The organism is Dyella monticola, assembly GCF_003363155.1.
GTDB classification, from domain to species: Bacteria; Pseudomonadota; Gammaproteobacteria; order Xanthomonadales; family Rhodanobacteraceae; genus Dyella_B; species Dyella_B monticola.
Map to the genome: position 1 here is coordinate 48,704 of NZ_QRBE01000015.1, position 25,330 is coordinate 74,033.

At 59.7% G+C, this 25,330-nt stretch carries 19 protein-coding genes and 1 pseudogene; 12 read left to right on the forward strand and 8 right to left on the reverse strand.

Annotated features, from left to right (window positions below):
- From DWU98_RS18920 to DWU98_RS18945, 6 genes are all read left to right on the forward strand, one after another.
- Window positions 1-393, forward strand: coding sequence for a RidA family protein (locus tag DWU98_RS18920; RefSeq protein ID WP_147293373.1), 393 nt, complete (start codon window positions 1-3; stop codon window positions 391-393).
- 196 nt (window positions 394-589) lie between these two features.
- Entirely contained in the window at window positions 590-1,414 is an 825-nt protein-coding gene (queF, locus tag DWU98_RS18925; protein ID WP_115497143.1) for an NADPH-dependent 7-cyano-7-deazaguanine reductase QueF, read from the forward strand.
- Between the two features lie 122 nt (window positions 1,415-1,536).
- Window positions 1,537-2,142: a hypothetical protein gene (locus DWU98_RS18930; RefSeq protein ID WP_115497144.1), complete on the forward strand. Its 606-nt coding sequence runs from the start codon at window positions 1,537-1,539 to the stop codon at window positions 2,140-2,142.
- Between the two features lie 255 nt (window positions 2,143-2,397).
- Window positions 2,398-4,956: a bifunctional lysylphosphatidylglycerol flippase/synthetase MprF gene (mprF, locus tag DWU98_RS18935; RefSeq protein WP_230474941.1), complete on the forward strand. Its 2,559-nt coding sequence runs from the start codon at window positions 2,398-2,400 to the stop codon at window positions 4,954-4,956.
- Window positions 4,953-5,735: an AcvB/VirJ family lysyl-phosphatidylglycerol hydrolase gene (locus tag DWU98_RS18940; RefSeq protein WP_115497146.1), complete on the forward strand. Its 783-nt coding sequence runs from the start codon at window positions 4,953-4,955 to the stop codon at window positions 5,733-5,735. Before mprF ends, DWU98_RS18940 begins: the two co-directional genes overlap by 4 nt.
- Window positions 5,736-6,039: 304 nt before the next feature.
- Window positions 6,040-6,213: a DUF1328 domain-containing protein gene (locus DWU98_RS18945; RefSeq protein WP_115497147.1), complete on the forward strand. Its 174-nt coding sequence runs from the start codon at window positions 6,040-6,042 to the stop codon at window positions 6,211-6,213.
- A gap of 62 nt (window positions 6,214-6,275) precedes the next feature.
- Here the strand turns inward: DWU98_RS18945 and DWU98_RS18950 are convergent, their stop codons facing one another.
- From DWU98_RS18950 to DWU98_RS21770, 7 genes and pseudogenes are all read right to left on the reverse strand, one after another.
- Window positions 6,276-7,124: a methyltransferase domain-containing protein gene (locus DWU98_RS18950; protein WP_158545117.1), complete on the reverse strand. Its 849-nt coding sequence runs from the start codon at window positions 7,122-7,124 to the stop codon at window positions 6,276-6,278.
- 7 nt (window positions 7,125-7,131) lie between these two features.
- Window positions 7,132-7,983 (reverse strand): alpha/beta hydrolase, encoded by an 852-nt coding sequence (locus DWU98_RS18955; RefSeq protein WP_115497149.1) that lies wholly within the window; start codon window positions 7,981-7,983, stop codon window positions 7,132-7,134.
- Between the two features lie 134 nt (window positions 7,984-8,117).
- On the reverse strand, window positions 8,118-9,164 hold the full coding sequence (locus DWU98_RS18960; RefSeq protein ID WP_115497150.1) for a sulfotransferase family protein: 1,047 nt from the start codon (window positions 9,162-9,164) through the stop codon (window positions 8,118-8,120).
- 13 nt (window positions 9,165-9,177) lie between these two features.
- Window positions 9,178-9,696 (reverse strand): annotated as a pseudogene (locus tag DWU98_RS22485) (HIT family protein).
- A gap of 14 nt (window positions 9,697-9,710) precedes the next feature.
- Complete coding sequence (locus DWU98_RS18970) at window positions 9,711-11,942, reverse strand: prolyl oligopeptidase family serine peptidase (RefSeq protein WP_158545119.1); 2,232 nt, start codon at window positions 11,940-11,942, stop codon at window positions 9,711-9,713.
- 197 nt (window positions 11,943-12,139) lie between these two features.
- Entirely contained in the window at window positions 12,140-12,385 is a 246-nt protein-coding gene (locus tag DWU98_RS18975; protein WP_115497153.1) for a hypothetical protein, read from the reverse strand.
- A gap of 175 nt (window positions 12,386-12,560) precedes the next feature.
- On the reverse strand, window positions 12,561-13,136 hold the full coding sequence (locus DWU98_RS21770) for a hypothetical protein (protein WP_147293374.1): 576 nt from the start codon (window positions 13,134-13,136) through the stop codon (window positions 12,561-12,563).
- 423 nt (window positions 13,137-13,559) lie between these two features.
- Here DWU98_RS21770 and DWU98_RS18985 point away from each other — a divergent pair, with 423 nt between their 5' ends.
- Window positions 13,560-14,249 carry a type 1 glutamine amidotransferase domain-containing protein gene (locus DWU98_RS18985; protein ID WP_115497185.1) on the forward strand — a complete coding sequence of 230 codons (690 nt, stop codon included), beginning with the start codon at window positions 13,560-13,562 and terminating at the stop codon, window positions 14,247-14,249.
- A gap of 79 nt (window positions 14,250-14,328) precedes the next feature.
- On the forward strand, window positions 14,329-14,754 hold the full coding sequence (locus DWU98_RS18990; protein ID WP_115497155.1) for a nuclear transport factor 2 family protein: 426 nt from the start codon (window positions 14,329-14,331) through the stop codon (window positions 14,752-14,754).
- Window positions 14,755-14,807: 53 nt separating this feature from the next.
- On the opposite strand, the gene DWU98_RS18995 is transcribed toward DWU98_RS18990, so the two are convergent.
- Entirely contained in the window at window positions 14,808-15,098 is a 291-nt protein-coding gene (locus DWU98_RS18995) for a hypothetical protein (protein WP_147293375.1), read from the reverse strand.
- A 145-nt stretch (window positions 15,099-15,243) separates the two neighbouring features.
- Here DWU98_RS18995 and DWU98_RS19000 point away from each other — a divergent pair, with 145 nt between their 5' ends.
- The 4 genes from DWU98_RS19000 to DWU98_RS19020 all read left to right on the forward strand — a co-directional run bounded on the left by DWU98_RS19000 (window position 15,244) and on the right by DWU98_RS19020 (window position 25,098).
- Window positions 15,244-17,010 carry a glycoside hydrolase family 13 protein gene (locus tag DWU98_RS19000; protein ID WP_115497157.1) on the forward strand — a complete coding sequence of 589 codons (1,767 nt, stop codon included), beginning with the start codon at window positions 15,244-15,246 and terminating at the stop codon, window positions 17,008-17,010.
- Window positions 17,011-17,497: 487 nt separating this feature from the next.
- Window positions 17,498-20,626: a TonB-dependent receptor gene (locus DWU98_RS19005; protein ID WP_147293376.1), complete on the forward strand. Its 3,129-nt coding sequence runs from the start codon at window positions 17,498-17,500 to the stop codon at window positions 20,624-20,626.
- Between the two features lie 119 nt (window positions 20,627-20,745).
- Entirely contained in the window at window positions 20,746-22,308 is a 1,563-nt protein-coding gene (locus DWU98_RS19010) for a tetratricopeptide repeat-containing sulfotransferase family protein (protein ID WP_329955410.1), read from the forward strand.
- Between the two features lie 807 nt (window positions 22,309-23,115).
- Window positions 23,116-25,098, forward strand: a complete 1,983-nt coding sequence (locus DWU98_RS19020) for a hypothetical protein (protein ID WP_115497160.1) — start codon at window positions 23,116-23,118, stop codon at window positions 25,096-25,098.
- The last annotated feature ends 232 nt before the right edge of the window (window positions 25,099-25,330 follow it).

Consider the following 25,330-nt stretch of genomic DNA (forward strand, 5'->3'; position numbering starts at 1 on the left):
ATGGAGACCATCCAACGTATTCAGCCTTCGACGACTTTCGCCATTCCCGGCATCAAGGCCGCTACCCGCGTCGGCGATCTGCTGTTCGTGTCTGGCCAGGTACCGCTGGGCCCGACAGGCGAGCTGGTGGGCGTGGGCAATTTTCGCGCGCAGGCCGAGCAGGTGTTTGCCAACCTCGCTGCGGTGCTGGAGGAAGGCGGCAGCGGGTTCGACAGGATCGTGAAAGTAACGGTCTTTTTTACAGATATCACGCGCGACCTGCCAGCCTTCCGGGAAGTACGCGATCGATACATTGCTGCCGAACACGCCACCGCCAGTTCAGCGGTGCAGGTGGCGAAGCTGTTTCATCCGTCGGTCTTGTTGGAAGTGGAGGCGGTAGCGGTTTGCGCGTAGTGACGATGCGGGTATCTGCATAAACACCCGCAGCGCGCCCTCCACTGCTTGCAGGGGAGGGCTGGGGTGGGGTTGTGCGAGCTTGCCTTACTCCACCCTAACCCTCCCCCACGGCGTAGGGGAGGGAGCCGTCCTCGCAAAATCGCGCTTCCCTGCGTCCGGAAAGCAGGGAAGCCGTACGCATTACAATGCGCAGATGACCACCCCCGAACATTCCCCCCTCGGCAAGCACACCGTCTACGCCGACCGGTACGACCCCTCCCTGCTGTTTCCCATTCCCCGCCAGTCCAAACGCGATGAGATCGGCGTACGCGAACCGCTGCCGTTCCAGGGCGTGGATATCTGGAACGCCTACGAGCTTTCCTGGCTGGACATGCACGGCAAGCCGATGGTGGGCGTGGCCGAATTCCACGTGCCGGCGAACTCGCCCAACATCATCGAATCGAAGTCCTTCAAGCTTTATCTCAACGGTTTTGCGCAGGAACCCGTCGCCAACGCGGCGGCGCTGAGCGCGCTGCTGCAGCAGGATCTCACCCGCGTCGCCGGCGCGGTGGTGACGGTGACGATTCGCTCGCCACGTACCGCGCAGCACGTATTTGCCGATCTGGCCGGTGAATCGATCGACGCGCTGCCGGTGACGATCGACCACTATGGTCCACCCAAGGCCGATTACCTGCACGTCGACGACAGCGCCGGCATTGTGGAAGAAACCCTGCTCTCAGACCTGCTGCGCTCCAATTGCCCCGTGACCGGACAGCCCGACTGGGGCAGCGTGCAGATTGCCTACCGCGGCGCGCCGATCGACCGCGAAGGCTTGCTGCGCTACCTGGTGTCCTTCCGCACCCATAACGAATTCCATGAACAGTGCGTGGAGCGCATCTTCACCGACGTGATGACGTACTGCGCGCCGGAACGACTGAGCGTCTATGCCCGCTACACGCGCCGCGGGGGGCTGGATATCAACCCTTTCCGCAGTACAGACAAGGCGCTGCCGGACAATGCTCGCGGCGCGCGTCAATAACGTTAAACTCCCGCGGATGCCTGGGGCCGGTCATCGGCACTTCAGATCGTGGGCGCTAGCCTTAACAACTGCTTGAACGCCGGTCCCCGGTAACGTTTTTCATTCTTTCGGAATCCCCGCACATGAAACTCTCCGCACGTTCCGCCGCCCTCTACGGCGTTACCTTGGTAGGCCTGCTGGCGCTCAGCGCCTGCGGCAAGAACGAGCAGCAGCCCGCGAATCAGCCGGCCGCATCCAGCACGGCCCCGGCACCGGCCAGCACCGCCGCGCATCCGACGTCGAGCGCCACGGCCGCAGCGCCGGCGCACACGAGCACCGCGCCGGCGGCGGTGGCTCCCGCACCGGCCGCAGCCAGCACCGTGGCATCGGCAGCCGCGCCTGCCGCCGACGGTTTCCAGGTCAGCACGATTACGCTGGGCGACACCGTCACCACCGACCACAAGGTCAGGAAGGAACTCACCACCTTCTCGCCGAGCCAGAAGACCATCTACGTAAGCGTGGAAACCACCGGCAGCACGCCGGGTGCAACGCTTAACGCCAAATGGACGTACGTGGACAAGGACCAGATGATCGTCAGCACCAGCCAATCGATCATCGCCGACAGCCCCAGCACTACTACCTTCCGCGTGCAGAATCCGGACCTGTGGCCGGAGGGCAAGTACAAGGTGGATATCTCGGTGGACGGCAAGCCGGCTGCCAGCAAGACCTTCGAAGTAAAGAAGAGCTGAGCCGCATCGGCGTGATGCATACCGGGGCGCTCCCTATCGGAGCGCCCTTTGTTTTGGACCTGAGCCGCGCCGGCGAAAACCGGACCCGGGGGGTTTCCACCACAAAGACGCTAGGCCCCGGCTTTCGCCAGGGCGGCAGGATCGACGCTAATCGGTGTCATTGCACCTATGGCACCATCGCGGTCTGGGGACCAGAGAGGCATTCGTAGCGTGGAGCAACAAGGCGGGGCCGAAGTCCTTAGCCAAGAAGACGCCTTGAACCGGGCCGGCCCGGTATGGCTGCGTCGATTCGGCGGTCCGGCATTGTCGGTGCTGATGCTAGCCCTGGCGTTGTGGGCGTTGTATCGCCTGGCCGGCGAGGTGAGCTATCACCAGGTCGGCGAATACATGCATCGCCTGCGCCGCGGACGCATCGGCCAGGCGATCGTGCTTACCGCGCTCGGCTATGCGGTGATGCCGCTGTATGACTTGTTCGCGTTGAAGGCGATCGGCCGCTCGCTGCCGAAGCCGCGCGTGGCGCTGATCTCGTTCATCAGCTATGCCTTCAGCAACACGCTGGGCATGGCAATGCTGGTATCGGGCTCGATTCGCTACCGGTTCTATATCCAGGCCGGCTTGTCGACGATGGATGTCGCCAAGGTGGTGGTGTTTTGCACGATCAGTTTCTGGCTTGGGTTGTTCGCCATCACCGGCGCCACACTGTTGCTGGTGCCGATTCCGCCGGGCATACCGTTCGCTCACGCGCGACTGCTGTTGGGCGTGGCGCTGTGCTTGATTCCACTGTTGTGGCTGCTGGGCGGTGCTCTGCTGCGCCGGCCGATGAAGCTGTGGCGCTGGGCGGTGCGAATTCCGCCGTTTTCGGTGGGTATCCGCCAGGTGTTTGTCGGTGCGCTGGACTGGGGCCTGGCCGCGGCCGTGCTGTATGCACTGATGCCCGATTCGCTGGCGCTGCATTTCGGTTCATTCCTGGCGATCTTCGCGCTTGCGCAGATCGCGGGCCTGATCAGCCATGTGCCCGGCGGCCTGGGCGTGTTTGAAGCGGTGATGCTGGCGGGCTTCGGCGCCACCGGCAATCAAGCGTTGTCCGCGCCGATTCTCGGTGCACTGGCAGCCTATCGCGGTGTCTATTATCTGCTGCCGTTGTGCGCGGCGACCGTCGCCGTGGTGGTCCGCGAAGCGCACGGGCTGCGCCAGACGGCACTGCTTTCGCCATGGTTCAACGGCATTCTGCCGCCTTTCTTTGCGGGTCTCACGCTGGTGTCAGGCGCGGTGCTGCTGTTCTCCGGCGCGACCGCCGTGCTGCCCGGTCGCCTGGAGTTGCTCAGCGATCTGCTGCCGCTGCCGGTGATGGAGATTTCGCATTTCTTGAACAGCGTGATTGGCATGTCGCTGCTAATACTCGCACGCGGCCTGCAGCGCCGATTGGATGCGGCCTATTGGCTGACACTGGTGCTCCTGGTGGCTGGTGCCGTGGCCTCGCTGCTCAAAGGCATCGATTACGAAGAAGCCGGCTTGCTGATCCTGCTCGCGGTGGCGTTGTCGCCTGCGCATCGGTTGTTCTATCGCCGCGCTTCGCTGTTCGATATGACCTTTTCGTTCGGCTGGCTGCTGGCCTGTGCCACGGTGCTGGGCTGCACGGTGTGGCTCGTGCTTTTCAGCTATCAGCACGTGGAATACAGCAGTGATCTGTGGTGGCAATTCAGTTTTTATCACGGCAATGCGCCGCGCGCGCTGCGTGCGCTGGTCGGCGCCGCCGGGGTGGCGTTCCTGTTCGCGCTCACCACGCTGATCCGTTCTGCCCGTACACGCCCCACGCTGCCGGACGAAGCCGGTCTGTCACGCGCACTGCCGTTGATCAAGCACTACCCCTCCGCACAAGCGCATCTTGCGTTGATGGGCGACAAGAGCCTGCTGTTCGATCCGCAAGACAAAGCCTTCATCATGTACGGCATCGAAGGTCGCAGCTGGGTGGCGATGGGCGATCCCATCGGAGGAGACGACCGCGCGCGGCAGGAGCTTGTGTGGACCTTCCGCGAACGCTGCGAACGCGCTGGCGGCTGGCCGGTGTTCTATCAGGTGAACCCGGCGGATCTTGATCTCTATCTGGAAGTGGGCATGAGCCTGCTGAAGATCGGCGAGGAAGCACGCGTAAAGCTCGAACAGTTCAACCTCGACGGTAAGTCTAAAAAAGTGCTGCGCAACACGGTGAACAAGCTGGTGCGCGAAGGATTGCGCCTGGAAATCGTGCCGATCGAAGGCGTGCCGGCGTTGTTGACCCAGCTGAAGCACATTTCCAATGCATGGCTCAATGAGAAACGCGCGCGCGAAAAGGGCTTCTCGCTGGGTGCGTTCGACGAGCGCTATCTGTGCCGCACCCCCATGGCCGTGGTCTGGCAACACGACAAAGCCGTGGCCTTCGCCAACTTGTTCCTTACCGACAGCATGGAAGAGGCGTCGGTGGACCTCATGCGCTTCCTGCCCGATGCACCGCCTGGGTTGATGGATTACCTGTTCGTGGAATTGATGCAGTGGTCCAAGGCGCAAGGCTATCGCTGGTTCAATCTCGGCATGGCGCCGCTGTCGGGTCTGCAAAGCCGCCGCCAGGCGCCGCTGTGGAACCGTTTCGGCGCGTTGATCTTCGGACGCGGCGAACGCTTCTATAATTTCCAGGGCCTGCACCGCTACAAGGACAAGTTCGATCCGGAATGGGAACCGCGGTACCTGGCAGCCCCGGGCGGCATTGCGTTGCCGGTGGTGCTCACCAATGTCGCCAGCCTGATTTCAGGCGGCCTTAGCGGAGTCGTGCGTCGATGAAGTTGCGTATTGCTGCGGTGGTTGTCGTGCTGGCAGTCATCGCCGTCCTGGTCATCTTTAAGCCGTTCCCGCATCCAAGCCTGGAACACGCGACGGTCAAGTTGATGCCTACCACACAGGCACCGGCCGGCCATGACGACGTGCTGGCGGTGTTCTATTCCGGCGATGGCGGCTGGCGCGATCTGGATAAGCAACTGGGTCAACGGCTCGTCGCGCGCGGCGTGCCTGTACTTGGCATCAGCTGCCTGGATTACTACTGGCGCATGCGCTCGGCAGACGAATCGGCGAAAGACCTGGATGCGCTGATTACCCAATACACCAGCCAGTGGCACAAGCAAAAGGTATGGCTGATCGGCTTTTCCTTCGGCGCCGACGTGCTGCCGACGATCGTGAACAAGCTCAGCCCCGCCAACCGTGCGCGCATCACTCAGATAGTGCTGCTTTCGCCCAGCATGGATGTGAACTTCGAGATCGAAATGGAGGATTACATCATGGTGCGCGAGAACTGGTTGAAGACGCACCTGCAGGAACTCAAGCAACGAATCAATCCCGTGCCGCACTATCCGGCGCTGCCGCCGATCGTCGCACTCGAGGGTCAGCCGCCGCTCGTGTGCTATTACGGCCACGACGATAGCGATGACACCGTGTGCGACGATCCGCATCTGCCCAAATGGGTGAAGGTGTACGAGATGCCGGGCGATCATCACTTCGACTACAACTATGATGGGCTTGCGGTGCGCATGATTGGTGATCTGCCGAAGGATGCGGCGACACCGTAAGACGTCTCATTGATGGGGCGTTTCGCAACAGCCTCCCCTCTCTAGGGAAAACCAGGCATCCCTAAACGTGGAACCCTGGGCATGTTCTCCGACCTGAAAGTCAGGACAAAGCGCACCCGTTCACGGCCGCATGGCGATCCCTGCACAGCCTGCCGACACGCCCTACGCACCACCTTCACCAGCATGAATCTCGCGTGCTCCGCGTACACATCGCGTACGCCGTATTCACGACCGCATTGGTCGAATCGATAACGCCGAACGCACTACCGCGCCCGGCCTGTCATCGATCTGCACGGAGATTGCCATGCTTTATTGGGCCGCCGTATTTTTCATCATCGCCATCATTGCCGCCGTGTTCGGTTTCGGCGGTATCGCCGCAGGTGCGGCAAGCATTGCGAAAATCCTGTTCATCGTGTTCGTCATCCTCTTTATCTTGTCGCTGATCTTCGGCGGCATACGCAGAGGCCCACGACCGTAACAGCAACTGTCATCGCTAAAAGAGAAGCTGCGGCGTCCGCGGATGCCGCAGCTTTTTTTGTGCTAGCGGCTTTGAAACAAAGCGACTCGCTTGTGATCGGCTTCACCATCCGCGCGAAGCCACGACTCCCTTGCAACCACCGTCGTACACGGCCCCAAAGTGCAAACGCGAATCGCACGGCTTTGCGCTTCACACTTGAGCCTATCCAATACGGTGCGCAGCATCGCGCCGGTGACCGGCGTATACAGATAAAACACCGTTCCGTCCGACAGACGCGCCTGGCGCACATCCTCGGCAATGAATTGGGCATTGCGCAAACCAAGCGCATGCACGGATCGCGTGGCCGTTTCCACATAACTCCTTTGCAGCTCGACACCCACGCAACGCGCCTGCGTGCAGATCGCCGTCAGCATGGTGACGTGACCGAGACCGGAACCCAGATCGATGACGACATCACGATTGTTCAGCGGTACACGCTGAATGAAATCCAGGATATGCCGTGCCGGCGTGGGTTGATAGAAGACCATCTCGTCCTCCAGCTCCGCCTCATCCTGCGGTTCGCCAAGTTGGAGCACCCCGCCAATCAGCTCATCCAACGCGTCGTAACCCTCATCATCGCCGATTCGACGCAACGTAGCGTGCCATTCGTGCAGCACCCGTGCACCGTCGCCCTGTCGAATATCGTTGCGTAGCGTCTGGTACACGTGGCGATTGATTGCCTCCAATTCGGCTGTCAGCACTTCGGCGCGCTGCGCAAGCGACGCGTCGGCCATGAGATCGGCGCGCAGCATCCAGCACTCAAGCCGCTCCAATGCATCGATGCGGCGTCCAAGCTCACGCGGTTCGCGTAGCGAACGATCATGCGATAGCGCGCCGATCTGGGCCTCTAGTGCGTGAAGATCCCAATCCATGCGTGACTCAATGCAGCGTGCGCCGCAACCATTCGGCCAATTGCGCCAGCACCTGGTGGCGACCCGGTTCAGCCTCATTGAACAGCTCATGGAAAAGCGTGTCGAAAAATCGGCTCGTCAGCTGCTTGGTGGCCCACGCACCGTTGGAGAATTCCTTGCTTCCGGAGGGATCCACCAGGCGATCGCTGCCGGCGACCAGCAATAGGGTCGGTACCCGCAAACGCCATGCATCAGCAATGCTCGATGCACCGGCGCGGAAAATGAAATCGGCCATGCGCGGCGTCACCATGCCTATGCATAGCGGATCATTACGGTAGGCCTGAAGCACCTTCGCGTCATGCGAGAGCCCTTCCAGCGGCAATCCGTTGCGCAGCGGCAGATTCGGCACCACACGCTTGAGCACCGCTGCAAGCCGGCGCAATGGCGCACTGGCATATGAACGCAAGGCCGGCGACGACAACACCAGCCCCGGCGGTGCCACGCGACCATCAAGCACTGCACGCACCGTTACTACGCCGCCCATGCTGTGACCCAACAGCAAAGGCCGTCTGCCAACGCTGTTGGTGTAGTGATCGTAGATGGCAGTGAGGTCACGCAGTAGATCATCCTCGTGCGACAACGCGGCCCGCGGGCCCGGGCTGTGGCCATGGCCACGCTGATCGTACGCACGCACGGCATAACCTTGCGCACGAAACCACTGTGCAAGCGCTTCATAGCGCCCGCTGTGTTCACCCAGGCCATGCACGATCAATACGGCATGGCGCGCAGCAGCATGCGGCCAGTCACGCAAAAACAAGCGCTGACCATCGGCCATGGTGAGCCAGTGCGCTTCCGCCTCCACCACCCCATCTCCCGCCATCGCCGTCTCCGACCGTTATTCCATTGCCGCGCATCTTGGACGGCGTACATTACGCCTTTGCTCAAGCCGATGAGAAGTACAGGTGATGCTGATCGTCGACGTCTTGCGATCAATGCCAGCATGACCGGAATGGTTCATGCGAAGCGACGGAGCTGCTCCATGCCAGGCGCGCACGCCGATTCAAGGCGAGCCCGCTGGTCGGAGGGCAAGGCCATCCACTTGGGCGGGTTTTGGCGCACGCGACCGGCCGCTAGTGCAAGCCATGCAGGATTGTCCAAACCGGCGTCCATGAAGCGGATGATGCGCTCGAGTTCGGCGCGAGGCGCATCGAGCATCGATTCGTAGCGCACGTGGAGTACGCGCTCGGCAGGAACTTTCTCCAGCAGCTTCAGACCCACGGTAATCATCTCCGACCACGCCAGGCCGATTTGATCGAGCGGCAGTTCAAAGCGATGGAATACGTCGACGTCGAAGCTATCGGGCACCAGCCCGCGCCACTCGCGTGGCAGATCATCGGGCGCCTGATACGTCGGCGCCAGATAAGGCGCCGAACCGAAGCGTCTTTTGAACATGTTGCCGATAATCCCCATCCGCATCGGTGCGAAGCGGCTCGCCGAAAGCGCGAATTCCCGCCCGTCGCGAAATACGTGAATGAACTTGGCATCGGGAAAGAAGTGCGACAACGGATGCACGAGGCCCAAGGACGCACCCGAACGCTCACACCAGAACCGACGGCCCAGGCGCGTACTCAGCCACTGGAAAACGTGCAAATAGTGTTGATGAAGTCGATCGTGTGGCAACGATTGCACATAAGCACCCAGTTCCTCGTGGAGCCCGTCGGGGTCCTCGGTGAGCAGCGGCAACGTCATCGCCAACAGCGGCGGAATGCCTGTCTCGCGAAAGCGCAGCGCCCGCGCCAATGGGTAACGAAACTCCTCAATCACCAGGCCTCGCTCCATCAATCGAAGCCACGCCGTATGGCGTGCGCGCGGTTCGCACAGCATGGACCAAAACGTCGGACCATCAACCGGGTCCAACCGAAACCCCAGCGGATGAAGCGCATTAAACAGCTCCGAAAGGCTCAGGATGTCCGGATGCAGGGCGAGCAGCTCAGATAGCATCGTGGAGCCGGAGCGGCCCGTGCTGACGATAAAGAGTGGTGCCTGGGTCGAGCTTGTCATGGTGTGCAATCGCTCAACGTAGGGTGAGGCACGACCTTAGCGTATCGGCATAACTATCCAAGGTCGGTCTTTCCGGCGCAATGGGATCGTGCGGATAAATCCGAAGCATCCCGTCGTTCGCATGCCTTGGATGGACGTGAAAATGAAGATGAGGAACCTCCTGGAACGCGGCTTGGCCGATGGAGTGCCGCACGCTCACTCCTTGATTGAGAAATGCGGAGCCGACTGCCTAAGTGACCCGTGAAATCATCATGATCAGCGCAAGTCCCATATCGGGCGTCAGCTCGCGCACATCATTCAAATGCTTTTTTGGAACAACCAGCGTATGCCCCGGATGGAATTGCCGCAGATCGATATACGCCAAGGCAAATTCATCTTCACACACCCTGCTCGCCGGTTTGTGGCCGCTTACAATGCGGCAAAATACGCATGCTTGGTCCATGTGTCTCTCCCGTTGCCGACGTGCGCCCTGAGCGCTTGATGTCCACATCATGGACACCAAGCATGGGATCACACCGATATCTTCAGGCATCTATCGGTTGCGGTTTACGGGTGTGTCGCGGTAACTGGCAGCTGCGCATCGAGGAAGGCGAATACGTCCGCATACTCCGCAGCCTCCGCGCCGAGCGAGGCCTGGATGCCGTGTCCGCCATGCGCATCGGTGCGGATCCAGACAGGCCGTCCACTGGTATTGGCAGCGCGCAGGCGCGCCGCGAATTTTCCGGTCTCCCATGGCGCCACGCGGCTGTCGTTCAGACCGACGTCGAGCATCATCGCGGGATAAGCGGTATGCGGATGGATCTGCTGGTATGGGTCCATCGCCAGCATCCAGGGAAAATCCGCCGCCTTGCTCGGGTCACCCATTTCGCCCATTTGATTGGCGCCGTTAGGCTCCTGCAGCAGCCGCACTGGATTGAGCAGGCTGACCATGAAGACGGCGGCACCGAAACGACTGGGATAACCCACTACCGCCCCACCAAGCAATAGACCGCCCGCACTGCCGGAAATCAGCGCGGTGCGCTCGGGGCGGCTGTAACCGAGCTCGCTCAGTCGCGCTACCGCAGCGACAAAATCCTCCACGCCCTTGTGCTTATTCGGACCCTTGCCGGCCTTATGCCACGCCTCGCCCTTTTCGCCGCCACCACGAACGTGCGCATAGGCGAAGATGTTGCCGTTCTTGACCCATTCCAGCCGCACCGGTCGGAACGATGGCACGATGGACATGCCATAGCTGCCATAACCAAAAACGATGGCACGGTGCGAGCCATCCAGTGCGACATCCTTGCGATGCACAATCGTCAGCGGCACATGCGTGCCATCCTTGCTGACCAGCTCGGTCTCGGTCGCTTCGATCATGCTGTAATCGGCCGGGCTGGCCTCGTCCTGGCCGAGGCTGCGCAGGCTTCGTGTCGACGGGTCGTAGCGCCAGAATTTTGGAGGCGTGGTCCAGCTGCGCAAACCAAGCACGAATCCGTCCTGATTGTCGTCAGCATGAAATAACGCGGCGGAACCGGGGAACGGCATCGGCACATTTTCGACCTTGTCGGTGCGATAGTCGATGCGGCGGATACTATCGATGCCGTTTCTCACCACTTTTACGTATAAGGCGTCGCGTGCCGGCGCGATCATTTGCGTATCGTCGAGGTTGGAGTCGACGATCATCTCGTCATCCTGCAGTGACAGGATGGGGTGCGCGTCCTTGAGCGATGCATCCGGCCGCGACAGATCCAGTGCAAGCAATTCGCCGTTGGAACGTGTGCGGGTAGAGACCAGATAGAGCGTATTACCGTGGATATCGGCGTCGACTATTTCGTCATCGAAATCGGCGATGCAATGCCACGTCGCGCCAGGCTTTATCGCCTCGGTTTGCATGGTCACGCAATAGCGTTGTTCGATCTGCGCGCCCTGCTCTTCGGCGATCGCCCAGCGCGAATCTGTGCGGAACTGGACATCCGGGAAACGGTTGGACGACATCGTAAAGCTTGGATTGACACCCTCGCCCTTACCGGCACGCAGCAATATCGGATCGCTCGCGGATGGCGTTCCCAACCGGTGAAAGCGAAGACGCATGTCTTGCAGTGGATCGCCGTTAGTGCGCTGCGCGGGGGGCGCCATCTGGGTGTAGGCAAAGCCGCTTCCATCCGGCAGCCACTCGGCTCCGAATTCGCCCCACACCGGTTCGACGGCATCCCCGGTCGGTTTGCCGCTCTTCACATCGAGCACTTCCATACGGGTGACTTCATTACCGCCGTGATCGATATCCACCGCGACCTTGCTGCCATCCGGCGAGGGTACGAACAAAGTGATCGAGGCGTGGCCGCCATCGCCTGCCAAGGTCGCCGGATCGAGCAGCACGCGCTCGGCGCCGTTGGCCTCGCGCACCATCAATGTGCCGTTGCCCTGCGCTTCCTCGCGGATGAAGAACAAGCTTCCGTCAACGTAGCGCTGGGAGCGGTGCACGACCGTGGTGCCATTGATCTTCTGGAGATCCTGTTGCCAGAACTTCAGCGTGGGCAATGCATCCAGCTTTGCACGCGTGTAATCACCCTGTGCAGCGAGCCACTGCTGAAATTCAGCATTGTGCGCACCCTCCATCCAGCGGTAAGGGTCATGCAGGGTAACGCCAAAGAGATGGTCGACCTGATCCACTGTGCGTGCAGGCGCAGGCTCGTCGGTCTGCGCGGCGATGGCGGGCAACGCGCCCACCATCAAGGTACACGCGGCAGCGACAACACAGAGCGATACATACGCACGGGAGGAACGAAAAGTGTACGGCATGACGATATCCTTATAGTGCATGAAATAGTTTCCTCAACGGCATTTCCACACAGCATCTGGCAGCGAGATATTTTCAATCTGGCTGCTTAGAGAATCGGGACAGGCATCGTTCGAATCATTTTTCCACGTCCATGTCGAAGGAGAATGTGCCTTTTGACTCAAAACCAGGCGCCACCGGGTGATGGCTTTCCGCTTCATCAATCGAAGAAAACGTCTTTTTCCAGAATTACCCAAAGCTCAGCCGGACACATCAGCCCGCTCTGTATCAAGCGATATTCCATGGCTTCGGCCACGACCTGGCAATTATCGGGTGTAATCTCGCATCGATGCGTGCGCAAAAAATCGAAGACAAAGCGCTGCAGCTCCCACGGGAGGCGATCGTACGAAGTCTCTCCGCCCCGCAAGTGAGTACGCCTGAGCAGTTTTCGAGCCGCCGCTACCATGCAACGATCCTTTGTCACCTACTCGTGAACAAGGTGTTGCAAGATATATTCCACCATTATTTTTCAAGCGCTTGAAACCGCTGCGTGTGTCCGCGGACATGGCAACGGACAGGATGCGGACAACTCGTCCGTTTGAACCTAGGGTCGCTTTGCGCTTGCCGGCAAGCCCACGCCCTCAAACCACGGCATCGACAAACAGCCCACGCAAGCCGGAAATGCCGCTTTCACCGATATTTTGCGCCAGCGTTTGCGTAAAGGATTGCAAGCTCGGCAAAGCAGTGCTTGAAGCATCCGCAGGTGCTTCGGATGAAGCACCCAGTGACGTCCAGAGGTTTTTAAATACCGCAGTCAAATTGCTGGAGCCGCCGGCAGCGGAAGCCGTGCTGTACGAATTGGCCTCCAATGCCTGCGCCAGATTCGAGAATGCCGAGGCGACGTTCCGATACTGTTGCACCTGTTGCTGTGCTTTTGGCGCTTGCGCGTTTGCGTCCGCGCCATGGGCACCATTGGGCGCGGTCGCAACCATGGCGGTCGTGGATGCGGAACCGGGCGTGGGGGTTAATCCGACTTGCGCGAGTGCCGCTGCAATCGCCGAGGCCAACTGGCTCGCGTTTTCGGTCGAGGTGCTGGTGGAAGCCGGAGATTCCGCTGTTCTTGGCTGATTGAGCCCAGCCTGGTGATGCGCATACCGGAGCGCGACGAGACCGCCGACGTAGTGCGACTGAGTACTGCTGGCGCTTGAAATACCCATGGCAGGTAGCCCGTTGCGGACAATTGGCTCGCCGTATCTTACCCGGTCTTTCTTTTCACTGCGCGGAACGGCTCCGCTCGCGCCGACCCGAGCGTATTGCAAGGTGCGGCAGTGTCGCCGCGAAGAGACGGGTCACGCTTTACAACCTGGTTGGTGACGATGCATCGCTGTGCACGCCCGCTAGCACCGCCGGTTGCATACTCGCTTGACCCATACCCATGCAGGTACCAGCGGTCGGTTGCGCACCTCTGGGCGTACGCCCGCCAACCGTAACGGGTTCTTTTCAGCCGTCTAACGTTCGCTGTCGCATAAGGTGCTGCTGCTCGCTTTCGATCCATCTTTTCAGAGATGGCAAGCAAACCGGGCTTCAAGCGTGTGTACATACGGTCCATGCAATTGCGCATCAACGTCAGGAGAACCCACGTGAAAATCCTCATGGTTTTGACCTCCCACGACATTCTCGGCAGCACCGGCAGGAAGACAGGTTTTTGGCTGGAAGAGTTTGCAGCGCCCTACTATGTCTTCACCGATGCCGGTGCACAGGTGACGGTTGCGTCGCCCAAAGGTGGGCAACCACCCATCGACCCCAAGAGCGACGATCCCGACAACCAGACACCTGCACAGCTTCGTTTTAAAGGGGACCCCAAAGCGCAGCAGGTGCTTGCCCATACTCACCGCCTCGACACCGTATCGGCCAGGGATCTCGACACCGTGTTTTATCCCGGTGGCCATGGCCCCATGTGGGACCTGGCCGAAGACCCGGTCTCGATCAAATTGATCGAAGATTTCTACAACAGCGGCAAGCCTGTCGCCGCTGTGTGTCACGCCCCTGGTGTGCTTCATCACGTGACGTACAAGGGCGAACCCATCGTGAAAGGAAAGCGGGTCAGCGGATTCACCAATTCCGAAGAGGAAGCGGTGGGGCTTACGCACGTCGTGCCATTTCTGGTGGAGGACGAACTCAAGCGATTGGGCGGTCTGTTTGAAAAGGTCCCCGACTGGCAGAGCTTTACCATCACCGACGGCCGCATGATCACGGGACAGAACCCGGCCTCTTCAGAAGCCACCGCCAAGGCACTGCTGAGTCTGATGAATGCAGCGAAAGCCGCCTGAACATCGGCAACGTCATGAATCGCCATTGAAACAGTTATGAACCGAGAAGTCGCGTGCGCGCTCAAAACGGAGGCCGCTGATGGACGCACAGAATATTCGGATGAGTCTTGAGCGACACTGGAGCGCATCCGCGGCAGGTGATCAAGTTGTCGAGCACGAGATCTATCACGATGATGCCGTGTGCGAGTATCCGCAGTCCGGCGAGATCATTCGCGGCCGGCGCAACCTGCAAGCGCTGCGCAGCCATCACCCGGGTAAACCCTCGGGCTTTGCGATACGGCAGATCGCCGGAGAAGGCAATCTTTGGGTTAGCGAGTACGTGATTACCTACGGGAACACGATCGCTTACACCGTCAGCATCATGGAATTTCAGGACGGAAAGGTGCTGCACGAAACCCAGTACTTCGCCGACCCGTTCGCCGCGCCTGCCTGGCGCGCCCAGTGGGTCGAGCGAGCACCTGATCGGCAACACGCACAGAAAGCGAGCACGCAACCTCTCGGTTGATCGAAGGGCACTGGCGTCGTTTGGAAACGGCACCATCCCGATGCCCAATAGCGTCAGCGCGAGGAGTCCTTATCGTCCTCGTCATGCAGCCACTTCCTCCAACGCCGAGGAAGAACCGCCGACTGCCCCATTCCACGCCGCTTGAACTCGTCCGGATGCTTCCACATCCGCCAAAGAATGACGACCGAACCGATGACGAGAAATGCCAGCCACAGTAGCGTGAAAGCGTAATCGATGGCGCGGGCGTGAAGGGAGATAAGTATTCCGAGTACGCCACAGAGCAACAAGAACTCTGCCAGTCCTTTCGGGTTGAACGAGCTGCGCTTATCTCTATCAGTAGCCATGCTCAGCTTCCTACGCTCACGAGTGCGCATCATAGCTCCCACAAACATCTGGATGATCTGTGCGGCATAATCCCGTGACGCCGAGTTCGCACGATGCGTTCGATAGTCTGCGCCACCTGCGCCCATCACCCAAAGGAAGTCGCCGATGAAGCTGGTCCGCCGAATCGTCCTCGCTACCGCCCTGTTGAGCACATGCGCGCTGGCACAGCCTCCTTCTGCCCATCCTGCTGGCGAACCGTGGTGGAAAGCTGCGCTGTTTTACGAGATTTATCCGCGCAGCTTTGCCGACTCCAATGGTGACGGTGTTGGCGATTTGAACGGCATTACGCAGCACTTGGATTATCTCCAGCAATTTGGCGTAGATGCGATCTGGATCACGCCGATGTATCCGTCGCCGCAGGTGGATTTCGGTTACGACATTTCCAACTATGAGGCGGTCGATCCGCAATACGGCAGCCTGTCCGACATGGACCGGCTGATCAGTGCCGCGCACCAGCGGCATCTCAAGGTGCTGCTGGACATGGTGCTCAACCATACGTCTGACAGGCATCCGTGGTTTATCGCCTCGTCTTCGTCGCGTGACAATCCCAAATCCGACTGGTACGTGTGGAACGATGGCGTCGATACCCATGCGCCCGGCGTCACGCCGTTCCAGCAGCGCTATGTGCACGACGGCAGAGTGCCGCCGAATAATTGGGAATCGGTCTTTGGTGGTTCGGCGTGGCAGTGGGTGCCGGCGCGGCATCAGTTCTACTATCACCGCTTTTACGCTCAGCAACCTGATCTCAACTGGCGCAATCCCGCCGTGGAAAAGGCGATGTTCGCGGCGATGCGCTTCTGGCTCGACCGCGGCGTGGATGGCTTTCGCCTGGATGCAATTTCCACGCTGTTTGAAGATCCCAAGCTGCACAACGATCCGCAATTGCCTGGCACCAATGACCAGGGCGATCCCAACCTGCGTTCGCAATACAGCGATAATCTGCCGGAAGTCCACGACGTGCTGCGCCGCATGCGCGCGATGGTGCAAAGCTATCCCGGCGATCGCGTTCTGATCGGCGAAACCTACACGCCCGATGTGGCGGAGCTGGAAAAGTGGTACGGCGGCGCCCGGCACGATGAGCTGCAACTGCCGATGGACACCGTGCCCGGCTTTGGCGACCAGGCTAATTTCAGCGCGGACTGGTTCCGCAAATCGTTACAAGCGTCACAGCAAGTGACGGGCGAGCCATTGATCGTGTTCGACAATCACGATAACGCACGCTCGATCGACCGCTTCGGCGACGGCACGCACAATGTCGCGCGCGCCAAGGTGATCGCCGCGCTTTTGCTGACTACGCGTGCAAGCGCCCTCACCTACTATGGCGCTCCCATCGGCATGGTCACGAGTACACCCAAGCGAAAGCAGGATGTGCGCGATCCGCAAGGCATCACCGGCTGGCCGAAAAACAAGGGCCGCGACGGGGAACGCACGCCGATGCAATGGACGCCCGGTTTCCAGGCCGGCTTTTCCACTGCGCAAACCACCTGGTTGCCAGTGAATGGCGATTACCGAACGGTCAATGTGCAAAGTGAGTTGCAGCAGCCCGATTCGTTGCTCAATTGGTATCGCCAACTGATTGCGCTGCGTAAAAGCGAGCCGGCCCTGCGCGATGGCGCGATGCAGTTTTTGGACACATCCAACGCGAATGTGCTCACGTTCCGACGCGCCGGCCCGCAACCGGTGATCGTTGTCATGAACTTCAGCAACGCCCCTCAACCGCTCGACACCAGCATGGCCTCAGGCCGGGTGATCACCCTCGCGGCGACCGCTTCGCAGTTGCTGCACAGGACCACCTTGCAGGGCGCAACGCTCCCGCCGTATGGCGTTTGGGTGTTCAAGCCGGTGGGTGTCACCTTGCATATGGCTCGATAACCCGGGCCGCGCACCGCGCGTGAAGATCGTCCTATTCGTCGGACGAATATTTGCGGACGCAGCATGAGCTAAGTCCCGGAAAAACTTGAATCGATCTAAGTGTCGTGTTGTCGTGCAATATTGGTCTTGATGAAGCGCTTATGCATCAATGAGATATGTTTAAAAATCTAAATTTGAATCGATACAAATTTCTTGTTGACATCGCCCAGTACCTGTCTTATTGATTAGTGCGTTCGTGACAAAGGTGTAACGTTGTCACGCGAACTTGGATCGATTGAAAAGTCAGTGTCCGAAGGACGTGGGGACGGCGTGGCGAGGCGGTCGACCCGTTTGCAGCACACGCTAGCGGTTGGATTGGTTGCGCTTTTTTTGCAGATGCAGTGAGGGAGGGTCATGGCGACAGCCATGGCTCAGGGTGAGTTTGTGCCTTCAAAAACATCACGAATGTGGGCACTACAGCAAACAAGCCGAAAGGTAGGGGAAGCAAATGAGCAAGTATCAGTTCCGTTTGGGCAGCAGTTTGCGAGCCAGCATACGCATTGGCCTATGGGCCGCTGCCGCCATGACGAGCAGTGCAGTGTTTGCGCAGGGCATCACAGGCGGCGTTTACGGTAATTTGCCCACCGGCAAGGGCGTCGTTGCCGAAGTGATCAATCCGGCGACGGGTTACGACAGCACCGTGCGCGCCGATGCCAATGGCCATTTCTCGGTGACCGGACTGATGCCCGGCCAATACGTCGTCAAACTGATGCGTGACGGCAACGTCGTCGATCAGCGCAGCGTGGTGGTGGTCGCCGGCTCCAACAGTGCCGCCATATTCGCCGCTTCGGCCGGCGAGAACGTGAAGAATCTGAATTCGGTCACCGTCACCGCCTCGCAACCGCCGGTCAATGCGATCGACGTCACGACGAGCGAGCAAGTCCAGACCTGGAACGCGACCGACGTCAATCGACTGCCACTGCTCAACGCAGACCTTCTCAACGTCGCGTCCATGCAGTCCAACGTCACGAGCATCACCAGTTCGCACGGCGCCGCGCCGCAGTTCAATGGCGCATCGGGCACCGAGAACCGGTACTTCATCAACGAATTCAACATGACCGACATGCAGCAAGGTGCTGCACCGGACAAGATCCCGAACGAAGCCTTTGCCAACATCTCCACCGTCGACGGTGGCATGGATGCCAAATATGGCAGCGCCATGGGCGGCGTGGTTGCCGGCACGATCAAGCAGGGCTCCAACGACTTCAAGGCCGGCGTGGATTTGCAGTTCACGCCGCCCACCGGCGGACTCAATGAAAACGGCAAGAACACCTACAACGTAAACGGGAGCCTGGTCAGCGCCAACCAGCTGGATCATTGGTCGCCCAGCCTATTGCAGGACTATTGGGTATCAGGCCCGATCGTCAAGGATAAGGTGTTCTTCTATCTGCTCGGCGAAGTCGAGCCGAACAACTACGGCCAGGGCGTGCAGGGCAGCACGCCAACGACGACCTATAACGGCCAGTACGAGACCCTCAGCGAAAACCGGAACAAGCAGCTGCTCGGCAACTTCACCTGGGATATCGCCACCGGCCACACGCTCAACGTTTTCTTTGATCGCCAGCTCAACAATTTCACGTCGTCCCAGTATCCACTGGCGACGCCGTACGATCCCTCCAGCGCCGCCTCTTCGTTGCAAAACTGGAGCGGCAATGCATGGCGTTCGCGCATGCTGGTCGCCAACTATCATGGCCAGATCACCGATAACTTTTCGGTATCGGCGATGGTCGGCACGTCGCAGCAGGACTTCTACCAGTACCCGCAGTACGGCATCAACGTGCCTTATGTGCAGTCAGTCAATCCGGATAACCCGAACGACACGAAGACACTGTCCAACGGCGCCAGCAGCAATTATTTCCTGCGCTACCGCATGATGGGCTCGCGTATCGACTTCACCTGGGACGTCACCGACAACCACGAAATCACCTTTGGTGGCGAGCAATACAGCCCAACCATGGCGCAGTCCAACATTCCTAACCCGAACACGTGGACCTATTCGTACTGCAGCACGGCACTGGGGCCGAACGAGGCCTGCAGCATCAACGGCCAGACCATCAACCCGCTCACCGGCAAAGCCTTTGCGCCGGGAACGACATACGTCACCGAGTCTTACGCGCCGCGCGTTTATTACAACAGCTCGCCCACCTACGGCTTCTACCTGGCCGACAGCTGGCATTTTGCCGACAACTGGACCGCGTACATCGGCGGGCGTTACGACAATTACGCGATGACCGACAACATCAACGTGAAGATGTACAGCAAGGGCAACGCGACACCGCGGCTCGGCGTGGCATGGGACGTTCACGGCGATTCGAGCCTGAAGATCGGTGCCACGGCGGGTGAGTACTCCGAAGGCATTCCGCTTTATTTCAATGCTTACGGTGGCACCCCGGGCCAGGGCTACATCAGCACCAAGACCACGTATATCTATTCGGGTGTGGGCGGCGGCTCCGTGCCGACCGGCCTGACGCAAGTGGGTGCTGTCCAGGGCGCTGCCGGCGCCGGCCTGCATTATCTGACCGCGGGTCAATTCATTTCGACCTCCGCGCAAAACGCAAAACTGAAGCAGTTCTCGGTTTACGCGCAGCAGAAAATCGGCGACAACTGGGTGGCCGGCGCGACGCTGTTCACCAGCGAGCTTACCGGTCTGCCGAATATCGACAGCAACACACAGCAGCTGCAGTCCTATCTCACGAGCAAAGGTTATCCGAACGCCGTATTGCTCGGCCAATACCTGATCACGCCTGGCAAGGACATCACCATTCCGGTGCAGTTGAACGGCGCGAACAGCCCGCTCACCGAGTTCACCTTCCCCAACAGCTACATCGGCTATCCATCGCTGCGGCGCAGGATCTACCAGCTCGACTTGACGATGGACCATGCCTACTCCGATAGCGAGCCTTACTACCTGAGCGCGTCCTACACATGGCGTCATGAGTTCGGCAACACCGATGGCACGACCAGCTATGCCTCCTATCAGGGTACACAGGGCGTCGCCAATACCGGTGCAACTGCCTATGACGGCGGCCTGTCGGCTGCCGGCTTCCTGCAGGGCGCCGGCGGCAATCTGGCCGACGATATTCCCTCCACCTTCAAGGTGTTTGGCTATTACAAGTTCGCCCATCAGGACAACTTCCTGAGAGGCCTGCGCGTCGGTGGCGCTCTCACGTATTACGCCGGCGGTCCGGTCAATTGCCTTTCGGTGTATCCGGCAAACGGCACGGGCGCGGTGGGCAGCAACCAGACCGGCAACGCCAACGCCTATTACTGCAACACGCTGCAGAATGCGCTCAATGGCAATCCGGTCTCGTCCACCATCCTCTACACCCGCGGCAGCTACGCTCGCCTTCCGTCGACCAAGCAAGTGGATCTGGACATTGGCTACGACTGGGCGCTTGGCAAGAACGCCTTCTCGCTGGACCTGAAGGTGCTCAACCTGTTCAACAGCCAGACCGTGACGTCGTATATCAATCAGATGACCAACGGCAACGGGCAATTCAATGCCAACTTCATGCAGCCAGGCACGTTCCAGGCCGGGCGCACCGGGCAGTTGGTCTTCCGCTGGCAGTACGACTGATCCTCTGACGTTGCATCCGCGTTGACATCGATGCCTCCATGTTCCCCAGGACATGGGGGCATCTTTGTTTCCGTTGGTAGACTGCGTGCAAACGAATGTGCTGTTTGACGGAGATGCATTTGAATCCGCTATTGCAAGGCCTGGATCCCGCCGCCGCGAACCGCGTAATGGCAGCATCGCAGGCACTGGAGATGAATCGTCCCGATCAGGCGGCCGCGCAATTGGGACCGGTTCTGGCCAGTCATCCGGATCACCCCGAAGTCCTGCGACTGCAGGCGAATCTGCTGAGCCTGCGCGGAGAGCATGCGTCTGCATTGCGCCACATGCGCCGCGCGCTGGAACAACGCCCGCATGAGGCGCTGTATCACAATGCGTTTGCGATCTTTCTTGCCGAAGCGGGAGAACTCGAACAGGCGGTGGATGTTTTGCGGCATGCCTGCGCGCTGCAACCGGACTTTGTGCTGGCCTGGTACAACCTCGGCCTGTTTCTCACGCGCAGCACGCGTTTTGACGAAGCGCGCGATGCACTTCGGCGCGCTGTGCGTCTGGCACCTGATTACACGCCAGCGCGTGCGCAGCTCGCCGACCTGCTGCGCATGGATAACTTCCGCGACGAAGCCATCGCCGAATATCGAACGCTGCTCGCCGCGCAACCCTGGGCAGGCATGGCGTGGTGGGGCTTGGCGGAAATCAAGACATTGCCGCTGGGCACGGACGATAGCGATGCTATCCGGCGCGCACTCGCGCATCCGCACGCTACCGATGGCGACCGTGTCGCGCTGGGTTTCGCCTTGGCCAAGGCGATGGACGATCAGGGCCGTTATACCGAATCGCTGCAGGCGCTGGCCGGCGCCAACGACATCGCACGCAGGCATCGGGCATGGAATGCAAGCGCATTCACCACCACGATGGCGTCGATCAGGGCGGCTGCCTGCACCGCGCATGCCGGGCAGGATCTGGGTTCGGAAGTGATTTTTGTCGTGGGCATGCCGCGTTCGGGCTCGACCCTGATCGAGCAGATTCTCGCTTCGCACTCCAGCGTCGAAGGCACGGCCGAGTTGGTCGACCTGCCGGTGCTGATCGGCGAAGAGTCGGCCAGGCGCAGGAAGCCCTATCCGCACTGGCTGGCGGACATGAGCACGGATGATTGGCGTCGGCTGGGACAGCGCTATCTGGAACGCACCGCACGCTGGCGCAAGCGTCGCCCACTGTTCACCGACAAGTTGCCCAATAACTGGATGCACATCGGCATGATCCGCGCGATGCTGCCCGGCGCGCACATCGTGATCAGCCGTCGCGATGCGTTGGAAACCTGCTTCTCGTGTTACCGGCAATACTTTCCCGGCAACGACTACACGCGCTCGTTTTCCGATCTGGCGGCGTACTGGCATAGCTTCGACGCTGCGTCGACCTATTGGGCGCAGCAAGAATCGACGCACGTTTATCAACACGTCTACGAAGATTTGCTGAAAGACCCGGACGCTCACATTCGGGCATTGCTCGCCTTCTGCAAGCTGCCATTCGAAGAGGCATGTCTGCGTTTCAATGAAACACAGCGCGCCGTCGGCACACCCAGCGCCATGCAAGTGCGCCAGCCGTTGCGCACCGATACGGCACGTGCGCCACGCTATGGCGCGTTGTTGAATCCGTTGCGTCAGGCGCTTGGTCTTTCGCCTGTCTGATCGTCGTAGCCAGCATAAATCCCGATAACTTCACGGCAGTCATTCCCGCGAAAGCAGGAATCGCCTCCACTCTTACATGGGGCAAATGGATTCCCGCTTTCGCGGGAATGACGGCCCATGTACAGGTAACCGGCAGCGGGGATTATGTGGCTGATTCAATCGCCGATTTTGCGTCTGCAACACGCCTAAATCCATGAAAGCCTGATCGATCCAACCGGCTTTGCTGTTACGCAGCAGCATGAACACAAAATTTTCATGTTCTTCAACAAGATACATTTAGAAATTCTAAATTTGGATCGATGCAAATTTCTGTTGACACGGGCTTTTTACTGTCCTATTGATTAGCTCGCCCGTGATTTTCGTCCAACGTTGTCACGGCTATTTGGATCGATTTAAAAGAAACGCGTTTTTATAAAGATTCCGGGGACGGCGTGGCGAGGTGATGTAACCGCCTGCAGTACACGCCAGCAGTCGAGTCAGTTTGCGTATCTCTGAAAAGCGGTGCCGGAGGGTCATGGCAACGGCCATGGCTCAAGGCGGGCTTGTGCCTGCCAAAACATGCCCAGAGGGGGACACACATGTATCGCAAGGGCGTGCCACCGCGGCAATCGCCGCGATGTTTGCTGATCGGCGATTTGCATTTGCAGCGTTAGGTCGAAAGGTGTTGTGGCGCGCCTCTCACGCCATAGCGCCTTTCGCAATCTGTTCTGTGTGCAGCGCCGACTGCCTATGGCCGTGCAGTGTCTTTATCGGGCATGTAGGGCAATCAGCGCGTTACCGTCCCATTTACTGTTGGAGAGCGTATCCATGAAACGTACAAACGTTCGGTATTCACGGTTGCAGCGCAAGTCCGCATTACTGCTTTGTGTTTCGGCCCTCGCCTTTGCGTGTGGCAGCGCGCATGCCCAGACCACGGGTTATACCGGCATCTTTGGCGGCGGCCCGCTGTATAAGCATGTGGCAAGCAATATCTCGGAGATCGAAAACTCCGGCTTTACCGAAGTGGTGGTGTGGAGCGTCGAAGTCAGTTCGGCCGGCGACCTGAATTTCAACGGCGAATTCCCGCTGACATCGGGTGGAACGTATGTCGGCAACAACACGTGGCCATCGTTCGCGGCAGACCTTGTCACCATGAAGCAAGGTACGCCCAAGCGCATCACCTTTAGCGTTGGCTCGTCGAATGTCGGCGACTGGCAGGACATCAAGGCGCTGGTCAACGCGCAGGGAACCGGCCCAACCAGCATTCTCTACAAGGATTTCCAGGCGCTTAAAGCCGCGTTGCCATCCGTGGATGCGGTCGATTTCGATGACGAGAACAGCTACGACTCGGCCTCCACCGTGGCCTTCGCGGTGATGCTCGGCAGTCTTGGCTATCACGTGGAAGTAGACCCCTACACCAATGCGTCCTACTGGACGTCCGTGGTGTCGCAGATCAACAGCCAAAGCCCTGGCACGGTCGATGGCGTGCATCTGCAAACCTATTCGGGTGGCGCCGGCAACAGCCCCTGCTCGGGCTGGAATTTTGGAACGGTGCCGGTCTTCCCCGGCGTCTGGGATGCCGATGACACGCCCCCGCAAGCGCAAAGCCAGATGAGCAGCTGGCATTCTCAGTGCGGCATCACCGGTGGTTTCCTGTGGTTGTACGACGATATCGCCGGCAAGACGTACAACGGTGGCGATGAAACGGCCGCCTACGCAAACGCCATCAATACCGGCCTCGCAGGCGGCAGCACGACCACCGGCGTGTATGGCATCTACAGCGATGGAACCGCGTTCACCACCGGTGGGCTGGATGGCAACGGTTATGCCTACTCGGCCAACCTGCTCGGCAGCTCGCAGACGTGGAATGGCGACACCTTCAGCTTCGGTGCGCCCAACACCGCCAATGCATTGAGCGGAAGCACCATCACCCTCACCCAGGGCCAATACAGCGAACTGAGCATTCTGGGCACCGGCCTCAATGGCAGCCAGGCGGCGCAGACCTTCATGGTCAAGTACACCGATGGCAGCAGCACGGTCGTCAACCAAAGTTTGAGCGATTGGTTCAGTCCGCAGAACTATCCGGGCGAATCAGACGCTGTAACGATGGCCTATCGCGATACCAGCACCGGCAGCAAGGACAATCGTACGTTCTACCTGTACGGCTATGCGTTCCCCATCGACAGCACCAAGACCGTCCAGAGTGTCGTACTACCGAACAACCGCAATGTTGCGGTGCTGTCGTATGCGTTGAGCAATCCGACCATCAACGCCGTGCCTGTAAGCCTCACCTCGGCATTCAATAGAACCGGTATCTACACCGACGGAACCACGTTCTCCTCCACCGGCGGCGTGGATGGCGTGGGCGATGCGTATTCGGCGCAATTGCTGGGATCGTCGCTGGAATACAACGATGTGCTGTACCACTTCGGCAGCGCCAATGCCGCCAATGACGTAAGCGCATCGGGGCAGACGATCACCCTGTCATCGGGCGAGTTCTCGGGCCTGCAGTTGCTGGCGGCCTCCGTCAATGGAAACCAGACCTCGCAAACTTTCACCGTCACCTACACCGACGGCACCCAGTCGACTTTTACCCAGAGCATCAGCGACTGGTTCACGCCACAAAGCTACGCCGGTGAATTGCAGGCCGCCGTACTGCCTTACCGGGATACCTCCTCCGGTGGGCGTGATAGCCGCACGTTCTATCTCTACAACTACAAATTCAATTTGAACAACGCCAAGACCGTTCAGAGCATCAAGCTGCCAAACAACGCCAGCGTGCAAATCATGGCGATGACCCTGGTGCAGTAATTTGGCATCCACGCCTGGGACGAAATGCCGCCTCGTGCATCGCGGCGGGTTTCGCAGCGACAAATCCCGGTAATTCACCCCATTGGTGAGCCAGCGAGAGTCCCTCGCTGGCCTTTTTTTGCGCGCGACAAAGTTAACGAGCGCCATGGCTTGTGCTGGTAAATTGGGGAAGAAAGACTATCGCCCATAGGACATAAAGCGTTGAACGAGGGGTCGGGCTGCTCAATGCGGG